18 protein-coding genes are annotated in these 18,583 nt (G+C 70.2%); 10 read left to right on the forward strand and 8 right to left on the reverse strand.

Translation table 11 applies throughout. The annotated features are described in order from the left end of the window. Positions 1 to 67: 67 nt before the first annotated feature. The 4 genes from ACEUEL_RS11375 to ACEUEL_RS11390 form a co-directional block, all read right to left on the reverse strand. Positions 68 to 1,657, reverse strand: a complete 1,590-nt coding sequence (locus ACEUEL_RS11375; RefSeq protein WP_405704956.1) for a rhodanese-like domain-containing protein — start codon at positions 1,655 to 1,657, stop codon at positions 68 to 70. Between the two features lie 4 nt (positions 1,658 to 1,661). Beyond that, on the reverse strand, positions 1,662 to 2,234 hold the full coding sequence (locus ACEUEL_RS11380) for a cysteine dioxygenase family protein (RefSeq protein ID WP_405704959.1): 573 nt from the start codon (positions 2,232 to 2,234) through the stop codon (positions 1,662 to 1,664). Positions 2,235 to 2,237: 3 nt separating this feature from the next. Continuing rightward, complete coding sequence (gene metC / locus ACEUEL_RS11385; RefSeq protein WP_405704962.1) at positions 2,238 to 3,518, reverse strand: cystathionine beta-lyase; 1,281 nt, start codon at positions 3,516 to 3,518, stop codon at positions 2,238 to 2,240. A gap of 206 nt (positions 3,519 to 3,724) precedes the next feature. Beyond that, a complete protein-coding gene (locus ACEUEL_RS11390) occupies positions 3,725 to 4,786 on the reverse strand; it encodes an LLM class flavin-dependent oxidoreductase (RefSeq protein WP_405704965.1) in 1,062 nt (353 codons plus the stop codon). A gap of 79 nt (positions 4,787 to 4,865) precedes the next feature. On the opposite strand from ACEUEL_RS11390, the gene ACEUEL_RS11395 reads away from it, so the two are divergent. The 3 genes from ACEUEL_RS11395 to ACEUEL_RS11405 are packed head-to-tail and all read left to right on the forward strand — an operon-like array spanning position 4,866 to position 7,573. Further along, entirely contained in the window at positions 4,866 to 5,876 is a 1,011-nt protein-coding gene (locus tag ACEUEL_RS11395) for an ABC transporter substrate-binding protein (RefSeq protein WP_405704967.1), read from the forward strand. Then, complete coding sequence (locus ACEUEL_RS11400) at positions 5,866 to 6,768, forward strand: ABC transporter ATP-binding protein (protein WP_405704970.1); 903 nt, start codon at positions 5,866 to 5,868, stop codon at positions 6,766 to 6,768. Before ACEUEL_RS11395 ends, ACEUEL_RS11400 begins: the two co-directional genes overlap by 11 nt. Further along, complete coding sequence (locus ACEUEL_RS11405; RefSeq protein WP_405704972.1) at positions 6,761 to 7,573, forward strand: ABC transporter permease; 813 nt, start codon at positions 6,761 to 6,763, stop codon at positions 7,571 to 7,573. The genes ACEUEL_RS11400 and ACEUEL_RS11405 overlap by 8 nt, the downstream gene beginning before the upstream one ends. Positions 7,574 to 7,787: 214 nt before the next feature. On the opposite strand, the gene ACEUEL_RS11410 is transcribed toward ACEUEL_RS11405, so the two are convergent. The 4 genes from ACEUEL_RS11410 to ACEUEL_RS11425 are packed head-to-tail and all read right to left on the reverse strand — an operon-like array spanning position 7,788 to position 10,723. After that, complete coding sequence (locus ACEUEL_RS11410; RefSeq protein ID WP_405704975.1) at positions 7,788 to 8,756, reverse strand: sulfonate ABC transporter substrate-binding protein; 969 nt, start codon at positions 8,754 to 8,756, stop codon at positions 7,788 to 7,790. Between the two features lie 13 nt (positions 8,757 to 8,769). Then, entirely contained in the window at positions 8,770 to 9,552 is a 783-nt protein-coding gene (locus ACEUEL_RS11415; RefSeq protein ID WP_405704977.1) for an ATP-binding cassette domain-containing protein, read from the reverse strand. A 14-nt stretch (positions 9,553 to 9,566) separates the two neighbouring features. Further along, positions 9,567 to 10,442, reverse strand: a complete 876-nt coding sequence (locus tag ACEUEL_RS11420; RefSeq protein ID WP_405704980.1) for an ABC transporter permease subunit — start codon at positions 10,440 to 10,442, stop codon at positions 9,567 to 9,569. Beyond that, positions 10,442 to 10,723, reverse strand: a complete 282-nt coding sequence (locus ACEUEL_RS11425) for a hypothetical protein (RefSeq protein WP_405704983.1) — start codon at positions 10,721 to 10,723, stop codon at positions 10,442 to 10,444. The genes ACEUEL_RS11420 and ACEUEL_RS11425 overlap by 1 nt, the downstream gene beginning before the upstream one ends. A 151-nt stretch (positions 10,724 to 10,874) precedes the next feature. Between ACEUEL_RS11425 and ACEUEL_RS11430 the strand changes: the two genes are divergently transcribed. The 7 genes from ACEUEL_RS11430 (at position 10,875) to ACEUEL_RS11460 (ending at position 18,559) form a co-directional block, all read left to right on the forward strand. Beyond that, positions 10,875 to 11,882 (forward strand): aliphatic sulfonate ABC transporter substrate-binding protein, encoded by a 1,008-nt coding sequence (locus ACEUEL_RS11430; RefSeq protein WP_405704987.1) that lies wholly within the window; start codon positions 10,875 to 10,877, stop codon positions 11,880 to 11,882. A 1-nt stretch (position 11,883) separates the two neighbouring features. After that, on the forward strand, positions 11,884 to 12,732 hold the full coding sequence (locus ACEUEL_RS11435; RefSeq protein WP_405704990.1) for an ABC transporter permease: 849 nt from the start codon (positions 11,884 to 11,886) through the stop codon (positions 12,730 to 12,732). Between the two features lie 3 nt (positions 12,733 to 12,735). Next, complete coding sequence (locus ACEUEL_RS11440) at positions 12,736 to 13,407, forward strand: ABC transporter ATP-binding protein (protein ID WP_405704993.1); 672 nt, start codon at positions 12,736 to 12,738, stop codon at positions 13,405 to 13,407. A gap of 97 nt (positions 13,408 to 13,504) precedes the next feature. Continuing rightward, positions 13,505 to 14,698, forward strand: a complete 1,194-nt coding sequence (gene ssuD, locus ACEUEL_RS11445) for an FMNH2-dependent alkanesulfonate monooxygenase (protein WP_405704996.1) — start codon at positions 13,505 to 13,507, stop codon at positions 14,696 to 14,698. A gap of 68 nt (positions 14,699 to 14,766) precedes the next feature. Next, complete coding sequence (locus tag ACEUEL_RS11450; RefSeq protein WP_405704999.1) at positions 14,767 to 16,296, forward strand: FAD/NAD(P)-binding protein; 1,530 nt, start codon at positions 14,767 to 14,769, stop codon at positions 16,294 to 16,296. A 301-nt stretch (positions 16,297 to 16,597) separates the two neighbouring features. Beyond that, positions 16,598 to 17,602: a taurine ABC transporter substrate-binding protein gene (gene tauA, locus ACEUEL_RS11455; protein ID WP_405705001.1), complete on the forward strand. Its 1,005-nt coding sequence runs from the start codon at positions 16,598 to 16,600 to the stop codon at positions 17,600 to 17,602. Between the two features lie 168 nt (positions 17,603 to 17,770). Then, the gene (locus tag ACEUEL_RS11460) at positions 17,771 to 18,559 is read left to right on the forward strand and encodes a taurine ABC transporter ATP-binding protein (RefSeq protein WP_405705004.1); all 789 of its coding nucleotides are present in this window, start codon (positions 17,771 to 17,773) and stop codon (positions 18,557 to 18,559) included. Positions 18,560 to 18,583 lie beyond the last annotated feature (24 nt).

Raw genomic sequence — 18,583 nt, forward strand, 5'->3', positions numbered from 1 at the left:
AACATTGTTTCATAATTAATGTGATTTCGTACTCTAGGCTGCGAATTCAGTCTACTATTTTTATAGATTAACGCTCTGCCTGATGATCGGGCAGCCGAAACTGGCTGCGCTCGTCGGGGCTCAGGCGGGCGACCAGCCCGGTCTCCCAGGCGAGGTAGGCGCGCGCGGCGTCGAGATTGCCGCTGTGCCGGTCATGCGTAAAGAACACGAAGTCGAGAGCCCGCCCGTCGGACGGGGTCATCGGCGTCGTCTCCAGGGCGAGGCCGGCATCGGCCCAGCTCTCCGCGCCGCCGCGAAGCGCGCCGATGTCGGCGAAACCGATATCGCGCAGCTCCTGCGCGAAAACCCCGAGCAGCGCCTCGTCGTCGCCGACCAGCACCACGGGCCGGTCGCGCCCGATGCCCGCCGTCGCCTCCGGCAATTGCCATCGCAGCAGCCAGCGGGCGCCCTCGGGATGGCCGGCACGGTGTGCCATGGAGGAGCGCGTATCGATCATAAAGGCCGATCCGGGTATCGGGCGCGCGGCGTCCGGCGGAGCGGAGGGAACCGCAACGGCAAACCGCGGCACCGACAGGGTCGGCCAGCGATCGGCATCCGCGTCCAGTACAACGCACTCCCATCCCATCAGCCGCAGCCAGCGCGCCACCACCACGGCGCGCAGCCCGGTGTCGTCGGCGAGCACGATCCGGGCCCCGCGGACCGCCGCCCACTCGTCGGTGGACTGCACCAGTTGCCCCCCGGGCGCGTGGACGAAGCCGGCGATGTGACCCGCGGCGAATTCGGGCTGGCTGCGGACGTCGAGGCAATAGGTCGTGCGTTCCGTCGAGCCGGTCCAGGCGGCGAGCGTGTTCTCGTCGACCAAGGGAACGCCCCATGTCTGGGCGAGCGCACGGGCCTGCCCGCGCATGGTGAGGCGGGCCTGCGCGGACGGGGCCGCCTGCGCCATGCGGGACGAGCCATGTTCGAGCGTGAGGCCCGCCAGCGTCCAGCCCTGCGTCCCGTTGCGCAGCGCGAACACCGGGTTGGGCACGCCGAGATCGCGCAGGATCTGGGCGCCGATGATCGAGCGCGTCCGGCCCGCGCAATGCACCACGATCGGAACGTCGGGCGGCGGCAGCACCTCGCCGAGGCGATAGGCGAGTTCGCCATTCGGAAGGCAGACGCTGCCGGGGATGTTCATGCGCCGGTGCTCGTCGAGCGGGCGGCCGTCCAGCAGCAGCACGGGCCTGCCCTGCTCCTGCCACGCCCGAAGCTCGTGCGCGTCGATATGGGGAACGTGAAAAGCCTCCTCGACCATCTCGCCGAAGGCTTTGCTCGGGACGAAAACCCCCTCGAACAGCTCCCTGCCCGCGTCGGCCCAGGCGGCGGTGCCGCCGTCGAGCACGCTGATGTTCCGGTAGCCGAGCGCGCCCGCTATTTCCGCCGCCCGCGCGGCGCGACCGGAGGCTCCGTCGTCCATGAAGACCACGCGGCACTCCGGGTTCGGCACCAGCGCGGCGATGCGCGCTTCCAGCCGGCCAAGCGGCAGGCTGGAAGCGAACAGCGCATGCCCCGCGGCGAACTCGCCGGCCTCGCGCACGTCGAGCAGGGCGAGTTCGCCATCGCTGGCGAGCCAGGTCCCCAATGTGAAGGGATCGATGGAAGCCACGCGCGACATGGGCCTACCGCTTGGTCCTGACGCCGATGGGCATCGGCCACGCCTCGCCGGCGTCGAGATCGAACATCAGGCGTTCGCCCAGCGTTTCCAGCGCCTTGCCGTAGAAATGGAGGTGGCGGATGATGGTGTCGCCCCGGATCTCGACGGAATGGATGTCGTCGGGCATCAGCGCGATGCCCGTGCCGGGACGCACCTCGACTTCGCGCAGTCTCTTCAACTGCGCGGGTCCCGCACCCGTTCCACCGTCCAGCCGCTCATAGACGGCGTTGAACTCGCTGCCCTCGACCGCGGCCACACAGGCCCAGGTGGTGTGATTGTGGGGCGGTATGCGCTTTCCCGGCCGCATCACGTTCAGATAGAGCGTGAAGCTGTCGTCCGGGTCGGTGGATATGAGGTAGCGCGCCTGCTGCTCGTCGGGCGCCGGATCGGGATAGGCCTCCGCGCTCCAGCGGCCGGGCAACTCGGCGGCACGGCGGACAAGCCCGAGCAGCCGGTCCAGCTTCGCACGATCGATCGGCGTCTCGCCGACGACCGCCCGCGCTTCCGCGACGAGACCTTCGACAGTGTCATGGCTCACGGTCTACGCTCCTTGTTGATGGGGATCGGGATAGGCGGCGTCGAGCGCGCGTGCGAGGTCCCCGACGAGATCGTTCGGATCCTCCAGCCCGATATGGAGGCGCACCAGCGCTCCCTCGACCGGCAGGTGCGAGGCCGTGCGCACCGGCTTGGCCGGCAGGACGAGACTCTCGAAGCCTCCCCAGCTCGACCCGATGCCGAAGAGCGCCAGACCGTCGATGAAGACCCGCAGGCGATCCGGGTCGGGCCGCGCCAGTTCGAAGCTGAACAGGCCGCTCGCGCCCGAGAAATCGCGCTTCCACAGCTCATGCGAGGGATCGCCCGGCAAAGCGGGATAGAGCACGCGGCGGACGGCCGGATGCCGCGCCAGCCAGTGCGCCACGAACAACGCGCTTTCCTCGTGCTGGCGCAGCCGCGCGCCCATCGAGCGCAGGCCACGCAAGGCGAGCCAGCAATCGTCCGGCCCCGCGAGCAGGCCGTCGGCGGCGGCCCCTGCCCGCACCGCATCGAGCGCCCGCTCATTTGTCGCCGCGACGCCGAGCATGGCATCGGAATGGCCGACGACGTATTTCGTCGCCGCGCTGATGGAGACATCCGCCCCGAGCTCCAGGGGACGATGGAAGAGCGGGCTCGCCCAGGTGTTGTCGACGACGAGCAAGGCACCCGATCGGCGGCAGGCCTGCGCGATCGCGGGCAGATCCTGAACCTCGAAGGTGAGGCTGCCGGGCGATTCGCCGTAGACGACACGGGTCCGCGGCCGCAGCAGATCGGCGATGCCGCCACCGATGGCGGGATCGAAGTAGGTGGTCTCGACCCCCGCCCGCCGCAGCGCCCCGTCGCAGAACTGGCGGGCTGGGCCATAGACGCTGTCCACCATCAGCAGATGGTCGCCCGGCGCCAGAAGCGCGCGCAGCACGCTCGATATGGCGGCAAGGCCGGAGGGGTAGAGCACCGCGCCCGCGGCCCCTTCCAGCTCGGTCATCGCCTCCTGCAGCGCGAAGGCGGTCTGGGTGCCGTAGCGGCCGTAGCGCAGCGAACCGAACTTGTGGGCCCGCGAGTCCTCATAGGCGGCGAGGTCGGGATACAGAACGGTCGACGTCCGAACGACGGGCGTGTTCACAGCGCCGCCGAACTGCTCGGGATGGCGGCCCGCATGGACGAGACGGGTCCGCCGGCTGGCCGGAGACGGAGCGGTCGCGGAGTCGACATCTCTTGTTGACATGATTGATCGTTTGTTGCTATATATGAAACTTGATTGTACTATTCTGAACTGACTAGGGCGCATGTCAATAGAAACATGCGTTCGATCTATCCAATTCTGAGGGACTGCCCGCGTCTCACGGTGGTTTTCCGGACCGCCGTGGCGGATGCCCGCGCGAACGTGAAGACGGTCCGCTCCTTCAGGCGACGACCGGTCGGACGGCGCGGCACCACCTCAAGCCCGAGGCGCGGCACATGCTCCGGGCGGCGGCAGCGCCGTGAAGCGCCCGATCACCGCAGCAGTGGCAGCAGGATGTCGCCCTGACGCTTGATCTCCGTCAGGTAAGGCGTGTCGGACAGGATGAACTGGGAGATGCCCAGTTCGGCATATCGGCGCAGCGAGGCAGCGACTTCCTCTGCCGAGCCGACCAGCCAGGTCGTGCCGGCGCCGCCGCCGCCGAACTTGCCCGGCGCGGTGTAGAGGTTGTCGTCGAGAACGTCGCCGCGCCGGTTGAGATCGAGCAGACGCTGCTGGCCGGCGGCTACCGGCCCCCGATGGTCCTGCCACCCTGCCCCGCCGGTGCGGGCCATCTCCGCGACCTTGGCCTCGGCATCGGTCCAGGCCTGCGCGCTGGTCTCGCGGACCAGCGTGGTGATGCGCAGGCCGAATTCGAGCGGCGGCAGATCGCGGTCGAGGGCTTGCGCGAGATGCGTCAACCGCTCGATCCGCTCGGCGACGCCGTCCCGTGTCTCACCCCAGAAGAGCTGCACATCCGCGTCGGTCGCCGCGACGCGCTCGGCCGCCTCGGACGCGCCGCCGAAATAGAAGCGCGGGTGGCGCCGGTCGCCGCGCACGGTGAGGCGCGGCTGCACCGTCGAGTTCGCCACCTGGAAATAATCGCCGGCGAAGGTGACGTCCTCCTCGGTCCACAGCCGGCGGACCAGCCGCATGAACTCGCGCGTGCGGTCGTAACGCTGGGCGGCGTCGCCTTCGCGGTCGCCATAGGCGGCGAGACTGTCCTTGCCGGAGACGATGTTGAACCGCGCGCGGCCGCCGGAAAGCTCATCCAGCGTGGCCGCCGCGCTGGCGAACTGCGCCGGCTGCCAGTAGCCGGGACGGATCGCGATCAGCGGTTGAAAGCGGGTGGTGCGCGCGGCGAGCATCGCGCCCACGGTGAAGGTGTCGGGGCGCCCCCAGCCGGTGCCGATCAACGCCCCGTCCCAGCCCGCCGTCTCGATGGCTTTTGCCTGCTCCGTCAACCTGTCCAGGCTGACGGCGGCCCCCTCCATCGTGTCGCCGCGATGGCCGGCCTTCACGTCATTGGGGATGTACCAGAGGAACCCGCCGCTCATCCACGCCTCTATATATAGTATATTGACTTTATATCTTATTATGCCAAGTGTCTGTCAACCTCGGACACGGAGACTTCCCATGCGCTTTCGCGCCATCCTCGTGGCTGCCGCCTTGCTGGCCGGCGGAACGGCGAGCCTCTCGATCATGCCGGCCGCGCGGGCGGAAACCGGCCAGTTGCGGATCGCGCAGCAATTCGGCATCGCCTATCTGCCGCTGATCGTCGCCAAGGAGCAGAACCTCATCGAGAAACACGCCGACGCCGCCGGCGTGAAGGACCTCAAGGTCGACTGGCTGCGCCTCTCCGGCGCGGCGGCGATGAACGACTCGCTCATCTCCGGCGGACTGGACTTTGCCACGGCGGGCGTCGCCCCCGCGATCCTCACCTGGGACAAGACGCGCGGCAAAACCGACATCGTGCTCATCGCCGCGCTCGGCTCGATGCCGAACGTGCTGACCACGAACAACCCGAAGGTGAAGACCATCAAGGACTTCACCGATACCGACCGGATCGCCCTGCCCTCCGTCAAGGTCGGCTTCCAGCCGATCGTGCTGCAGATCGCCGCCGAGAAGGCCTTCGGCCAGTATGACAAGCTGGACCATCTGACGGTGAGCCTGCCGCACCCGGACGCGACGGCGGCCATCCTCTCGGGCACGGGCGGCATCACCGCGCATTTCACGTCGCCGCCGTTCTTCGAGCAGCAGCTCGCGAACGAGAAGGTCCATGCCGTGCTGAACAGCTATGACGTGCTGGGCGGCCCCCACACCTTCAACGTCGTCTACGGCACCAAGAAATTCGCGCAGGACAATCCCAGGACCGTGCAGGCTTTCGTCGCCGCGCTGGACGAGGCGAACGACTGGATCAAGGCCAACCCGAAGGAAGCAGCCGCGCTCTATATCGCCGCCGAGAAATCCAAGCTCGATCCGGCTTTCGTCGAGGCGATCATCCGCGACCCGCAGATCCGCTTCACCACGGTGCCCGAGCGGGTCGAGGTGTTTGCCGATTTCGAGTACCGCATCGGCCTCATCAAGCAGAAGCCGGGTTGGAAGGAGCTGTTTCAGCCCGGCCTGCATGCCCGCGATGGCAGCTGAGCCTGTGGGCGGGCTCGCGCATGACACCCGGCCGGCGGCATCCGTGCCGCCGCTCGCGGTGGACCATGTCACGCTACGCTACCCGACCGACGCCGGCACCGTCACCGCCGTGGAGGACGTGTCCTTCACCATCGGCGCCGGCGAACGCCTCGCCCTGCTCGGCCCCTCCGGCTGCGGCAAGTCGACCCTGCTGCGGGCGGTCGGCGGCTTCCTCAGGCCGAGTTCCGGCGCGATCCGGCTTCATGGCGCGCCGGTGCGCGGGCCGGGGCCGGATCGCATGGTGGTGTTCCAGGAATTCGATCAGCTGCTTCCCTGGCGCACGGTGGCGGGCAACATCGCCTTCGCTTTGCGCAAGGCCCGCGGCCTCGGCCGCGCCGACGCCTGGGAGCGGGCGCGCCACTGGGCAGGGCGTGTCGGCCTCGGCGCCTTCGCGGACGCCTACCCTCACACGCTGTCGGGCGGGATGAAGCAGCGTTGCGCCATCGCCCGCGCCTTCGCCGTGCAGCCGGCCATCCTGCTGATGGACGAGCCCTTCGCCGCGCTCGACGCGCTCTCCCGCCGACGGATGCAGGACGAGCTGCTGGCGCTGTGCGAGGAAACCGGTGCAACCTGCCTGTTCGTCACCCACGCCATTGACGAGGCGCTGCATGTGGGCACGCGCGTGCTGGTGATGACCCCACATCCCGGCCGCATCGGCGCCGAATATGTCGTGCCGGACGCGGCGCGCCGGCGCGGCACGCCCGAGTTCGGGCGGTTCGAAACCGAGATCCAGCAGCGCATTTTCGGCGCGGCTCGCCCGGCCGACGCGGGTGAGGACGGTGGACCGGACCTGCGCGACGGGCCCGCGGCCATCCGCGTTCCCCAACGCCGCGAGGCTCCCCTTCATGTCTGAGGCCAGCCTGTCGTCAACCGCGCGCCGTGCGCCGCTCGTGCTCGGGGCACCGGCCCGCCGGCTGATCATCCTCATCGCCCTCGCCGCGCTCTGGGAAGGATACGCGCGCTGGCTGGGCAATTCCCTGCTGCTGCCGAGCTTCCTGGAGACGCTCACCGCATTGTGGGAAAATCTGCGCAACGGCGAACTGCCGGAACGGGTGCGCGCCTCGCTGGTCGTCCTGCTGAGCGGCTACGGCATCGGCATCGTCCTGGCGGCTTTCATCACCGCGCTGGCGGCGCTCAGCCGCTGGGGAGAGAGCCTGCTGGGGCTGCTCACCGCCATGTTCAACCCGCTGCCCGCCATCGCCCTCCTGCCCGTGGCCCTGCTTTGGTTCGGCGTCGGCGCATCGAGCCTCGTCTTCGTCATCGTGCATTCGGTGCTCTGGCCGCTGGCGCTCGCCTGCCATGCGGGCTTTCGCGCCGTGCCGCCGACCCTGCGCATGGCCGGGCGGAACATGGGACTCACCGGCCCCTCCTATGTGATCTACCTGCTCGTTCCCGCCGCCCTGCCCTCAGTCCTGTCGGGCCTGCGGCTTGGCTGGGCCTTCGCCTGGCGCACGCTGATCGCGGCGGAGATGGTGTTCGGCGCCAGTGCGCGCGAGGGCGGGCTCGGCTGGTTCATCTTCGTGAACCGATCGCAGCTCGAGACCGCCAACGTCTTCGCCGGCCTTCTTGCCGTTATCCTGATCGGGTTGGCCGTCGAAAGCCTCGTCTTCGCGACGCTCAACCGGCTGACCGTGCAGCGTTGGGGGCAGGAAGCCTGATCACGCCAGGCGCCGTCCGCGTCCGACCTTGCCGCGCGGCGGAGCCCTTTCCTGTCATGGCAAGCACCACGACGCTTCCCACATCGGCGTGAAGCCGCCCCGGGTTGCTGCGGCGGCGGCCTGATCGAGGGACGGCGCCTGCCGACCGCTCGAAGCAGCGTCTCGCGGCGGTGCCACTCCGGCAGCGGCACCCTCCCCGAGCGGCACGGGGCGGTCAGCCCGCGGCGCTGATCACCGCGTCGGCCACCACGATCTTCCGGGGCAGCAGGCCGAGCTCGAAGAAGGTATCGGCCACGAGCTGCTGGTCGGCGATGACCTTGTCGGTCAGCGGGGCGACGCCGAAGCTCTGCCGCCCCACCGCGATGGACAGGATCGGCGCGGGAATGCCGGTGGAGGGCGCGAGTTCGGCCACGGCGGCGGCGGGGTCCTTCTGGATCCAGTCGTCGGTCTCGCGGATCGCCGCGATCAGCGCGGTGATCACCTTCGGGTTGGCCTTCGCGAAGCTGCGCGAACCCAGGTAGAATTGGTAGTTCGGCACGATCCCCTCGGCGGTCGTGAGCGTACGCGCCTTGATCGCCACCTCGGCGGCGGCCTGGAACGGATCCCAGATCGCCCAGGCGTCAAGCGCCCCCTTCTCGAACGCCGCGCGCGCATCGGCGGGGGGCAGGAACTTGGTGGTCACGGCGGAATAGGGCACGCCCGCCTTTTCCAGCGCCTTCACCAGCAGGAAATGCACGTTCGAGCCCTTGTTGAGGCCGACCGTCTTGCCCTTCAGCTCGGCCACCGAGGTGATCGGGCTGTCCTTCGGCACGAGGATCGCCTCGCCCTTGGGCGCGGGCGGTTCATTGGCGAGATAGACCAGGTTGTCGCTCGCCGCCTGGGCGAAGATCGGCGGCGCTTCGCCGGTCTGGCCGATATCGATGGCGCCGGCGTTCAGCGCCTCCAGCATCTGCGGCCCGGCGGCGAACTCGGCCCATTTCACGGCGATGCCGAGCGGCTCCAGCTTTTTCTCGAGGATGCCGCGTCCTTTCAGCAGCACCAGCGTGCCGTATTTCTGGAAGCCGACGCGCACCTCGGCGGCGGCACGGGCCGGACGCAGCGACGGGGCGGACAGGGTGGCGGCAAGGCCCGCGGAGAGGCCGGCGGCGCCGGCAAGCACGGAGCGACGGGACAGGCGGGTCATGAGGATTCCTTTGTCAGCCGGCGAAGAGGTGGGAGAGGAGGCGCTCTTCCAGCGCCGCGAGTTCGGCCGAACCGCGCCGGCGCGGGCGCGGCAGCGGCACGTCGAGGTCGAAGGCGATGCGCCCCTGGTCGATCAGGATCACGCGGTCGGCCAGCGCCAGCGCCTCGGCGACGTCGTGGGTGACGAGCAGGGCGGTGAAGCGCTGCTCCAGCCAGATGCGCTCGATCAGCCCCTGCATCTCGATCCGGGTCAGCGCATCGAGGGCGCCGAGCGGTTCGTCGAGCGCCAGCAGACGCGGTCGCGAGGCGAGCGCGCGGGCGAGCGCCACACGCTGCTTCTGGCCGCCGGACAGCACCGCCGGCCATTCGCCCACCCGGTCGGCCAAGCCAACCTCGCCGAGAATGGCGCGGGCGCGCCCGGCTCGCTCGGCGGCCGGCGTGCGCCGGGGCAAACCGACCTCGACATTGGCGCCGACGCGCTGCCACGGCAGCAGGCGCGGCTCCTGGAACATCAGCCGGATCGCCTCGCGGTCGGCACCGCCGTCAAAGGCGATGCTGCCGCTCGAGGGTTCGTCCAGCCCGCCTATGAGCCGCAGCAGGGTGGATTTGCCGCAACCGCTCTTGCCGATGACGGCGACGAACTGGCCGGCGGGAATGGCGAGGTCGAGCCGCTCCAGCACCCGCTTTTCGCCGAAGCGGCGCGACAGGCGCTCGACATGGACACCCAGCCCGTGGGAGGCGGCCGGCGACGGGGTGCGGAAGGGCGGGGCGACGCAGGATGCGGGGGCGGCGGTCATGGGCAGCGCTCCCGTCAGCTCTTCGGCGTGTGGAAGGCGGGGTGCCATTGCAGGCACAGATGCTCCAGCCCGGCGGTCAGCACATCCGCCAGCTTGCCGAGCAGCGCGTAGATGAGGATGGCCAGCACGACGACGTCCACCAGCAGGAACTCGCGCGCCTGCATCGCCATGTAGCCGAGACCGGAGGAAGCGGCGATGGTTTCGGCGACGATCAGCGTCAGCCACATGATGCCGAGCGCGAAGCGCAGCCCGACGAAGATGGAGGGCAGCGCGCCGGGCAGGATCACCTTCCGGAACAGGGTCAGTGGGCCCATGCCATAGACCCGGCCCATCTCGATGAGCTGCGGATCGACCGTGCGCACGCCATGCAGCGTGTTGATATAGATCGGGAAAAACACCCCGAGCGCGACGAGGAACAGCTTCGCCTCCTCGTCGATGCCGAACCACAGGATGACCAGCGGGATCAGCGCCAGGTGAGGCACATTGCGCACCATCTGCAGCGTCGTGTCGGTATAGCGCCGCGACACGCCGGAGAGGCCGTTGGCGATGCCGAAGACGAGCCCGATCAACCCGCCGACCGCCAGCCCGGCGAAGGCGCGCGCGGTGCTCACCGCCATGTGGTGGAGGAGTTCGCCCGACTTCAGCGCCTGCCAGCCGGCCAGCGCGACGGCGGAGGGCGCGGGCAGCACGTTCGGCGCGATGTAGCCCAAGCGCGCCAGCACTTCCCAGGCGATGACGAGCAGTGCCGGCAGGAGCCAGCCGGCAAGCCGGGCCTCGAGGCGCAGCAGCCGGGCGCGAGACCCGGCCGGCACGGCGGCGGCACGGCGGCCGGTTGCCGTGGGACCAAAGTCGGCGCCGCGCGGGCGCGCCGAACGTTCTGCCAGCGACATCAGGCGGCCTTTCCGATGGCGGAATGATGCGTCTGCCGGCGCGCGCCGAGCGCGTGGACGGCTTTTCCGACCAGCCGCCCGACACGCTGTTCGGCAGGACCGGCGGCGACCATGCCCTCGCTGAAATCGCGCCCGGCGAGACGGGCGCCGGCGGCCAGTGGTCGTGCCCGGCAGACGGCGAAGGCATCGACGCCGGTGAGCCGGTGGCCGCGCGCCGTGACCGTCTGCGAGCCGGTGACCCGCGTCCCGATGGTCGGCGTGCCGATGGTCGGCGTGCTCATGCGCATCTTCCTCGATAGCCGGCCCTGTGCGGGGCGGCCCTGCGCGCCCGTAGCGGGCGGCCGCGGTCACCGGCGCGTCGTTCACACACCTCTTGCACGGCTCAAGCCATTAGTCTATCGAAAATATAGATATATGATCGGAGCCGCCCCCATGACCGACGCCTTCCGCCGGCCTTTCACCCGGCGCTCGCTTGCCGTCCTCGCCGCTGGCGCGGTTGCCGGCACGCTGACGCTGTGCGGCTTTGCCGCCGCTCCCGCCCAGGCCGCGCCGCCGACCGAGATCCGCGTCGACTGGGCGACCTACAGCCCGGTGTCGATCGTGCTGAAGGACAAGAAGTTCCTGGAGGAGGAGTTCGCCAGGGACGGCATCGCCATCCGCTGGGTGCAGTCGGCCGGCTCCAACAAGGCGCTGGAATTCCTCAACGCGGGCTCGCTGGATTTCGGGTCCACGGCCGGCGCGGCGGCGCTGGTCGGACGCATCAACGGCAACCCGATCAAGTCGGTCTATGTCTATTCGCGGCCGGAGTGGACCGCGCTGGTGACGCGCAAGGACAGCGGCATCACCAAGGTCGCCGATCTCAAGGGCAAGAGCGTCGCCGTCACCCGCGGCACCGATCCGCACATCTTCCTCATCCGCGCGCTCGCCGCGAACGGCCTCACCGACAAGGATGTCCGCTTCGTGCTGCTCCAGCACGCCGATGGCCGCCTCGCGCTCACGCGCGGCGATGTCGACGCGTGGGCCGGGCTCGACCCCATCATGGCCTCGGCCGAGCTGGAGGACGGGGCGGTGCTGTTCTTCCGCGACCCCGCCGCCAATAGCTGGGGCGTGCTGAATGTGCGCGAGGCCTTCGCGCAGGAGAACCCGGAGATCGTCAAGCGTGTTCTCGCCGCCTACGAGAAGGCGCGTAAATGGGCGGTCGCGAACCCGAAGGAACTGGCCGCGCTGCTCGAAGGCGCGACCAAGCTCCCCGCCCCGGTCATCGCCCGCCAGCTCGAGCGCACCGACCTGACCCACGGGCCCATCGGCGAGGCGCAGAAGCAGACCATCACCGCCGCGGGCAAGGCGCTGCAGCAGTCGGGCGTCGTCGCCGCCGGCGTCGACGTGCCCGGCACGGTGGATGTGCTGATCGATTCCCGCTACCTGCCGCCGGGGCCGTGAGATGAGCGCGGCGGACGGCATCATCGAGACGCCCCTCGCGGCGTCGCCCGTCGAGCGGCGCGTGCGCGGCCTGCGGGGCTGGCAGCGGGCGCTACTCGGTCTCGCTCTGCCGCTCGGCGCCGCGCTGGCGTGGGAGCTCGCCGTCCGTTCCGGCCTGGCGCAGGGGCGCCTCGTGCCGGCCCCCAGCGCCATTCTCGCGACGCTCGCCGAACTCGCCCGCGGCGGCGATCTCGCCCTTCACATCCGCGCCACCCTGGCCCGCGTCGCCGCCGGCTTCGCGCTGGGCGTGGCCGCCGGCACGCTGCTCGGGGCGCTGGCCGGCGCCTCGGGGCTCGCCCGCGCGCTGCTCGACCCCACGCTTCAGGGCCTGCGCGCCATTCCCTCCATCGCCTGGGTGCCGCTGTTCATCCTGTGGCTCGGCATTTTCGAAGCGTCCAAGGTGACGCTGATCGCCGTCGGCGTTGCCTTTCCGGTCTATCTCGGCACGCTCGGCGCCATTCTCTCGGTCGACCGCAAGATCATCGAGGTCGGCCGCAGCTTTCGGCTCACCCGCCTCCAGCTCGCCCGCCGCATCCTGCTGCCGGCGGTGCTGCCGCACTACGTCGTTGCCCTGCGCTCCGGGCTCGGGCTCGGCTGGATGTTCGTCGTCGCCGCCGAGTTCATGGGCGCGTCCGAGGGGCTCGGCTATCTGCTGGTCGATGGCCAGCAGCTCGGCAAGCCGGCGCAGATCGTCGCCGCCATCGTGGTCTTCGCGGTCCTCGGCAAGCTGACCGATGCGCTTCTGGTCGCCGCGAGCGGCCCGTTCCTGCGCTGGGAAGACACCGCCCAGCGCGCGCAGGGCGAGGGCTGAACCATGCTGCGCCTCGACCACATCGCCAAGACCTACGCGACCGGCACGCAGGCCCTCGCCCATCTGACGCTGAGCGTCGAAGCCGGCGAGATCCTCGCCATCGTCGGCGGCTCGGGCTGCGGCAAGAGCACGCTGCTGCGCCTCGTCGCCGGGCTGGACCGGCCGAGCGCCGGGCGCGTCGAGGTGGATGGCGAGGTCATCACCGCCCCGCACCCGGCGGTCGGCATCGTCTTTCAGGACCCGCGCCTGCTCGCCTGGCTCACCGTGGAGCAGAATATCGGCTTCGGGCTCGCGTATCTTTCGCGTGCCGCGCGCGAGGCACGGGTCGCGGCGGCGCTGGAGCGCATCGGCCTGCCCGGCCATGGCACACGCTGGCCGCGCGAGCTCTCCGGAGGTCAGGCGCAGCGCGTCGCGCTGGCCCGCGCGCTTGTCACCCGCCCGCGGGTGCTCCTGCTCGACGAGCCCTTTTCCGCCCTCGACGCCTTCACCCGCGCCGACCTGCAGCAGCACCTGCTCGCGCTGTGGGACGATGCCCGCCCGACCCTGGTGCTGGTCACCCATGACATCGACGAGGCGCTGACCCTCGCCGACCGCGTCGTCGTCATGCAGCCCCATCCCGGCCGGGTCGCCGCGATCCTGCAGGTCGCAGCGGACCGCCCGCGCCAGCCCGGCTAACCCGATATCGAGGCGCTCAAGCGCCAGATCCTGAACGTCCTCAGACCGGCGAGCCACCCCGCGACACGTCCGGTCGCCGCAGAATAGGGAAAACACCATGTCTCACCCCGGCGCCTCCCAACCCGCCGCCACCGGCGACGGCCTGAATGTCCTGTGGTTCCTGCCCACCCATGGCGACGGGCGCTATCTGGGCACCGGCCTCGGCGCGCGCGAGGTCGATATCGACTATCTGCGCCAGATCGCGCAGGCGGCCGATCGGCTCGGCTATTACGGGGTGCTGATTCCGACCGGCAGGAGCTGCGAGGATTCATGGCTCGTCGCCTCGGCCCTCGCCCCGGTGACCACGAATCTGCGCTACCTGGTGGCGGTGCGTCCGGGCCTTGCCTCGCCCACCCTCTATGGCCGCATGACCGCGACGCTCGATCGCATTTCCAACGGCCGGCTGCTCATCAACATCGTCACCGGCGGCGATCCGGTGGAGAATGCCGGCGACGGCATCTTCCTCAACCATGACGAGCGCTACGAGGTGACGGACGAGTTCCTCGCCGTCTATCGCCGCCTTCTGGCCGGCGAGCGCGTCACCTATTACGGCAAGCACATCAAGGTCGAGGACGCCCATCTGCTGTTCCCGCCGCAGCAGGCGGGCGGCCCGGCGCTCTATTTCGGCGGCTCCTCCGAGGCGGCGAACAAGGTCGCGGCCGAACATATCGACAAGTACCTCACCTGGGGCGAGCCGCCGGCGGCGGTGGAGGCCAAGATCAGGCAGGTGCGCGCGCTGGCCGAGGCCGAGGGCCGCACGGTCTCCTTCGGCATCCGCCTGCACGTCATCGCCCGCGAGACCGACGCCAAGGCGTGGGAGGCGGCGGAGGACCTCATCCGTTATCTCGACGACGACACCATCGCCGCCGCGCAGAAGGTGTTCTCGCGCCTCGATTCGGTCGGCCAGGCCCGCATGTCCGCCCTGCATGGCGGGCGCCGCGACGGGCTGGAAGTCAGCCCCAACCTGTGGGCCGGCGTCGGCCTGGTGCGCGGCGGCGCCGGCACCGCGCTGGTCGGCTCGGGCGAGACGGTGGCGGCGCGCATTCGCGAATATGCCGATCTCGGCATCGACAGCTTCATCTTCTCGGGCTACCCCCATCTGGAGGAAGCCTACCGCGTGGCCGAGCTGGTTCTGCCGCGCCTCAAGCTCAACCACTCCATTGCGCAGGCGAGCGGCAAGGTGAATACCGGCCCCTTCGGCGAGACCATCGCCAATGATTACCGCCCGCCGGTGCGCGCGGCGCAGTCGTGAGCGCCGTCCCGCCCGGCGCGCAGCCCCCCGGCGCGGCCGATGATGCCGGGCGCGGCCGGGACACCGCCTTGATCGAGACCCCGGTGGCGATCGTCGGCGGCGGCTTTTCCGGCGCCGCCGTCGCCTGGCACCTGCTGCGCCAGCGGCCGGACCTCGCCGACATCGTCATCATCGAACCGCGCGCCGAGATCGGCCGTGGCCTCGCCTACAGCGCGTCGGATCGCCAGCACCGCGTCAACGTGCCGGCGACGCGCATGTCGCTGGTCCCCGACGCGCCCGACCATTTCAACGACTGGCTGGAAGCCTCCGGCGCGCTGGAGGCCGACGCGGCCGCGCGCATCGGTACGCTCAACTTCCCCGCCCGCGCGGTGTTCGGCGCCTATGTCGCTGAAGCCATCGCGGCGCTGGGCACGCGGCTGCGTCATGTGCGGGCGCTGGCCGAGGACATTGCATGGGCCGACGACGTGACGCGGCCGGACGACGTGGCGCAGGCCGGCGGCACCGCGGGCGCGGGCTATCTCATCACGGCCTCCGACGGCACGCGCATCCGCGCCGGGATCGTCGTGCTGGCGGTCGCCCATGCGGCGCCCGCCGCGCCCCGCGCGGTCGAAGCGGAGCTTGCCGGACATCCGCGCTATGTGCGCGACCCCTGGCAGGATGGCGCTTTCGACGCCATTCGCCCGCAGGACCGCGTGCTGATCGTCGGCACGGGCCTCACCATGGCCGACATCGTGGCGAGCCTCGCGGCGCGGGGCCATCGCGGCGAGATCCTCGCCGTCTCCCGGCGCGGCCTGCGCTCGCGCGGCCACCCCGCCGCCCAGCACGATCCGTTCGGGGACTTCGCCAGCCCGCCCGTCCGCACCGCCGGGACGCTCGTGCGCCGCATCCGCGCGGCGGTCGCCGACGCCGAGCAGGCCGGGAAAAGCTGGCACTGCGTGCTCGATCAGGTGCGTCTGCAGGGCAGCGCGATCTGGCGCGGCCTGCCGCTGCCCGAGCGCGCGCGGCTGCTGCGCCATCTGCGCCCGTTTTGGGACGTGCACCGCTTCCGCATCGCCCCGCAGGTGGAGCAGGTGCTGGACCGACGCCTTGCCGACGGCACGCTCGCCATCCGCCCCGCCTCGCTGAAAGCCATCGCGCGGCAGGGCGACACGATCCGCGCCAGCCTGCTCGACCGCCGGCGCGGGGCGCGGGAGGAGCACAGCTTCGACGCGGTGATCGTCGCCACCGGCCCGGCGCATGGGTCGGTCTTCGCCTCGAACCCGGCCCTCGCGGCGCTGGAGGCCCATGGCCTCGCCCGGCCCGACCCGCTGCGGCTCGGCATCGACGTGACGCCGGAGGGCGCGGCGATCGGCGCCGACGGCACGGCGCGCGGCACGCTGCTGGTCGCCGGCCCGCTGGCGCGCGGCACGATCGGCGAGCTGATGGGCCTGCCGGATGTGACCCACCACGCCATCCGCATCGCCGGCGCGGTGGCGCAGGCGCTCGGGGCGCCGCCCGCGCGGGACAACGCAACCGCGTCGCTCGGGGCCTCGGACGCCGCGTCCGCCGCGCCGTCCGTAACGGCGCCTGCCACGCCGCGTCGCGTCGGGGCGAAATAATTCTACTAATTTAGTAGATTTATGTTGACGCTGCCGGCGCAGTCTGCTCGACTACCCATCAGCGGCGGACGAACCCGGCCCGCCGCCCTCGCGGTCCGCACGTGATCGCCACGGCATTTTCGATGTCGCTCGAGGGGGAGCGCGCTTCATGACCTGGATCTGTCGACGCGGCTGAGCCGCCTTTCCCATCCGGCCCCCTGTGCGCAGCGCACGGCACGGCCCCGTTTTCCCTTTCCCGACCTGATGGCTGGCGTCGCGCGGAGCCGCGCGCCACCGGGTCCCGCTCGAGTGGATGAACCCTATGTCCCGTCTTTCCCGCCGCGGCGTTTTCGCCGCCACGGCCGCGCTCGGCCTGCTGTTCGCCGCGCCCGCCTTCGCCGCCGACGTGACCATCGGCTACCAGACCGGCGCCGACCCGGCGAAGGTCGCGCAGGCCGGCGGTGCCTATGAGAAGGCGACCAAGTCCAGCATCGACTGGCGCAAGTTCGACAGCGGCGCCGATGTGATCGCCGCCATCGCCTCGGGCGCGATCCAGATCGGTTATGTCGGCTCCTCCCCGCTCGCCGCCGCCGCCAGCCGCGAGGTGCCGATCGAGACCATCTATGTCGCCGCCCTGCTCGGCGATGCCGAGGCGCTGGTGGTGCGCAACGGCGCCGGCATCGACAAGCCCGCCGACTTCAAGGGCAAGAAAGTCGCCGTGCCCTTCGTCTCGACGACGCACTATTCGCTGCTGGCGGCGCTGAAGCACTGGGGCGTGGACCCCAAGAGCGTCGAGATCCTGAACCTGCGGCCGCCGGAGATCGCCGCCGCCTTCACCCGCGGCGACATCGACGCCGCCTATGTGTGGGATCCGGCCCTCGGCAAGATCAAGGAAACCGGCAAGGTCTTCACCTCCTCCGCCGAGGTCGCCAAATGGGGCGCCCCGACCTTCGACGCCTGGATCGTGCGCAAGGACTTCGCCAAGGCGCACCCGGAGATCGTCGCCCAGTTCGTCAAGGTGACCGCCGATTCCTACGCCGATTACGCCAAGAACGGCGCCAGCTGGACCGCTTCGTCGCCGCAGGTCGCGGCCATTGCCAAGCTGACCGGCGCCAAGCCGGAGCAGATCCCCGAACTGCTGAAGGGGAACAAGTTCCCGCTGCTGGCCGACCAGGTCTCCGAGGGCCTGCTCGGCGGCGGCACGGTGGAGGCGATCGCGCAGACCGCCGCCTTCCTGAAGGAACAGGGCCGTATCGACGCCGTGCTCAAGGACTACGGCCCTGCCGTCAGCCGCCTCCCGGCCGAGCAGGCCGCCAAGCTCAACTGATCCGGTCCCTCTGCCGGTTTTCCCTCGGCTGATCCTCCCGTTCCCGAGCGTCGTGGCTGGTGAGACCCGCGACGAACTTGAGGCCCGGCATCCGCTCCCGACAGGGTGCCGATGCCGGGCCCTTTTCTCTCGCACTCACTGGCCTCATCGGTCTGACTGGTCGTTCCCATGACACTGACCATCCACCATCTCGGCGTGCGTTATCCGAAACCGCAGGGCGGCGACACACCCGTGCTCGCCGACATCGATCTTGCCATCCCGGCCGGTGAATTCGTCGTGCTGCTGGGCGCGTCCGGCTGCGGAAAGTCTACGCTTCTCAATGCGATAGCCGGTTTTTCGTTGCCGACGGAGGGCGAGATCCGGGTCGACCAGCGCCGCATCACCGGCCCTGGCGCCGATCGCGGCGTGGTGCTGCAGACGGACGCGCTCTATCCCTGGCTGAACGCCCGCGAGAACGTGGCCTTCGGCCTGCGCCTCCGCTCCATCCCCTTGAAAGAACGTCAGAAACGGGCCGAGGATACGCTCGCTCTGGTGGGGCTCGCCGGCAAGGGCGAGCATGCGACCTGGCAACTCTCCGGCGGCCAGCGCCAGCGCGTCAGCCTCGCCCGCGCGCTCATCGCCGATCCCGATATTCTGTTGATGGATGAACCGCTTGGCGCCCTTGACGCGCTCACCCGCGAGCAGATGCAGGACCTCGTATTGGAGGTGTGGCAGCGCACCGGCAAGACCATCGTGTTCGTCACCCACAGCCTCGACGAGGCGCTCTATCTGGGCACCCGGCTGTTGATCCTCGCCGGCCCACCCGGCCGTATCATCCTTGACGAGGGCATTCCGTTCGCCCGGCAGGCGCTCGAAATCGGAAGTAAAGTCAAGGCCTTGCCGGACTTCGTCGCCGCCCGCGAGCGGCTGCGCCAGGTCATCTTCAACGGTGCCGCCGCAGCCGGAGACCTCGGATGAACGCCCCCCGCACCGACCTGCCCA

It is taken from the genome of Ancylobacter terrae (assembly GCF_045108345.1).
In the GTDB taxonomy this organism is placed as follows: Bacteria; Pseudomonadota; Alphaproteobacteria; order Rhizobiales; family Xanthobacteraceae; genus Ancylobacter.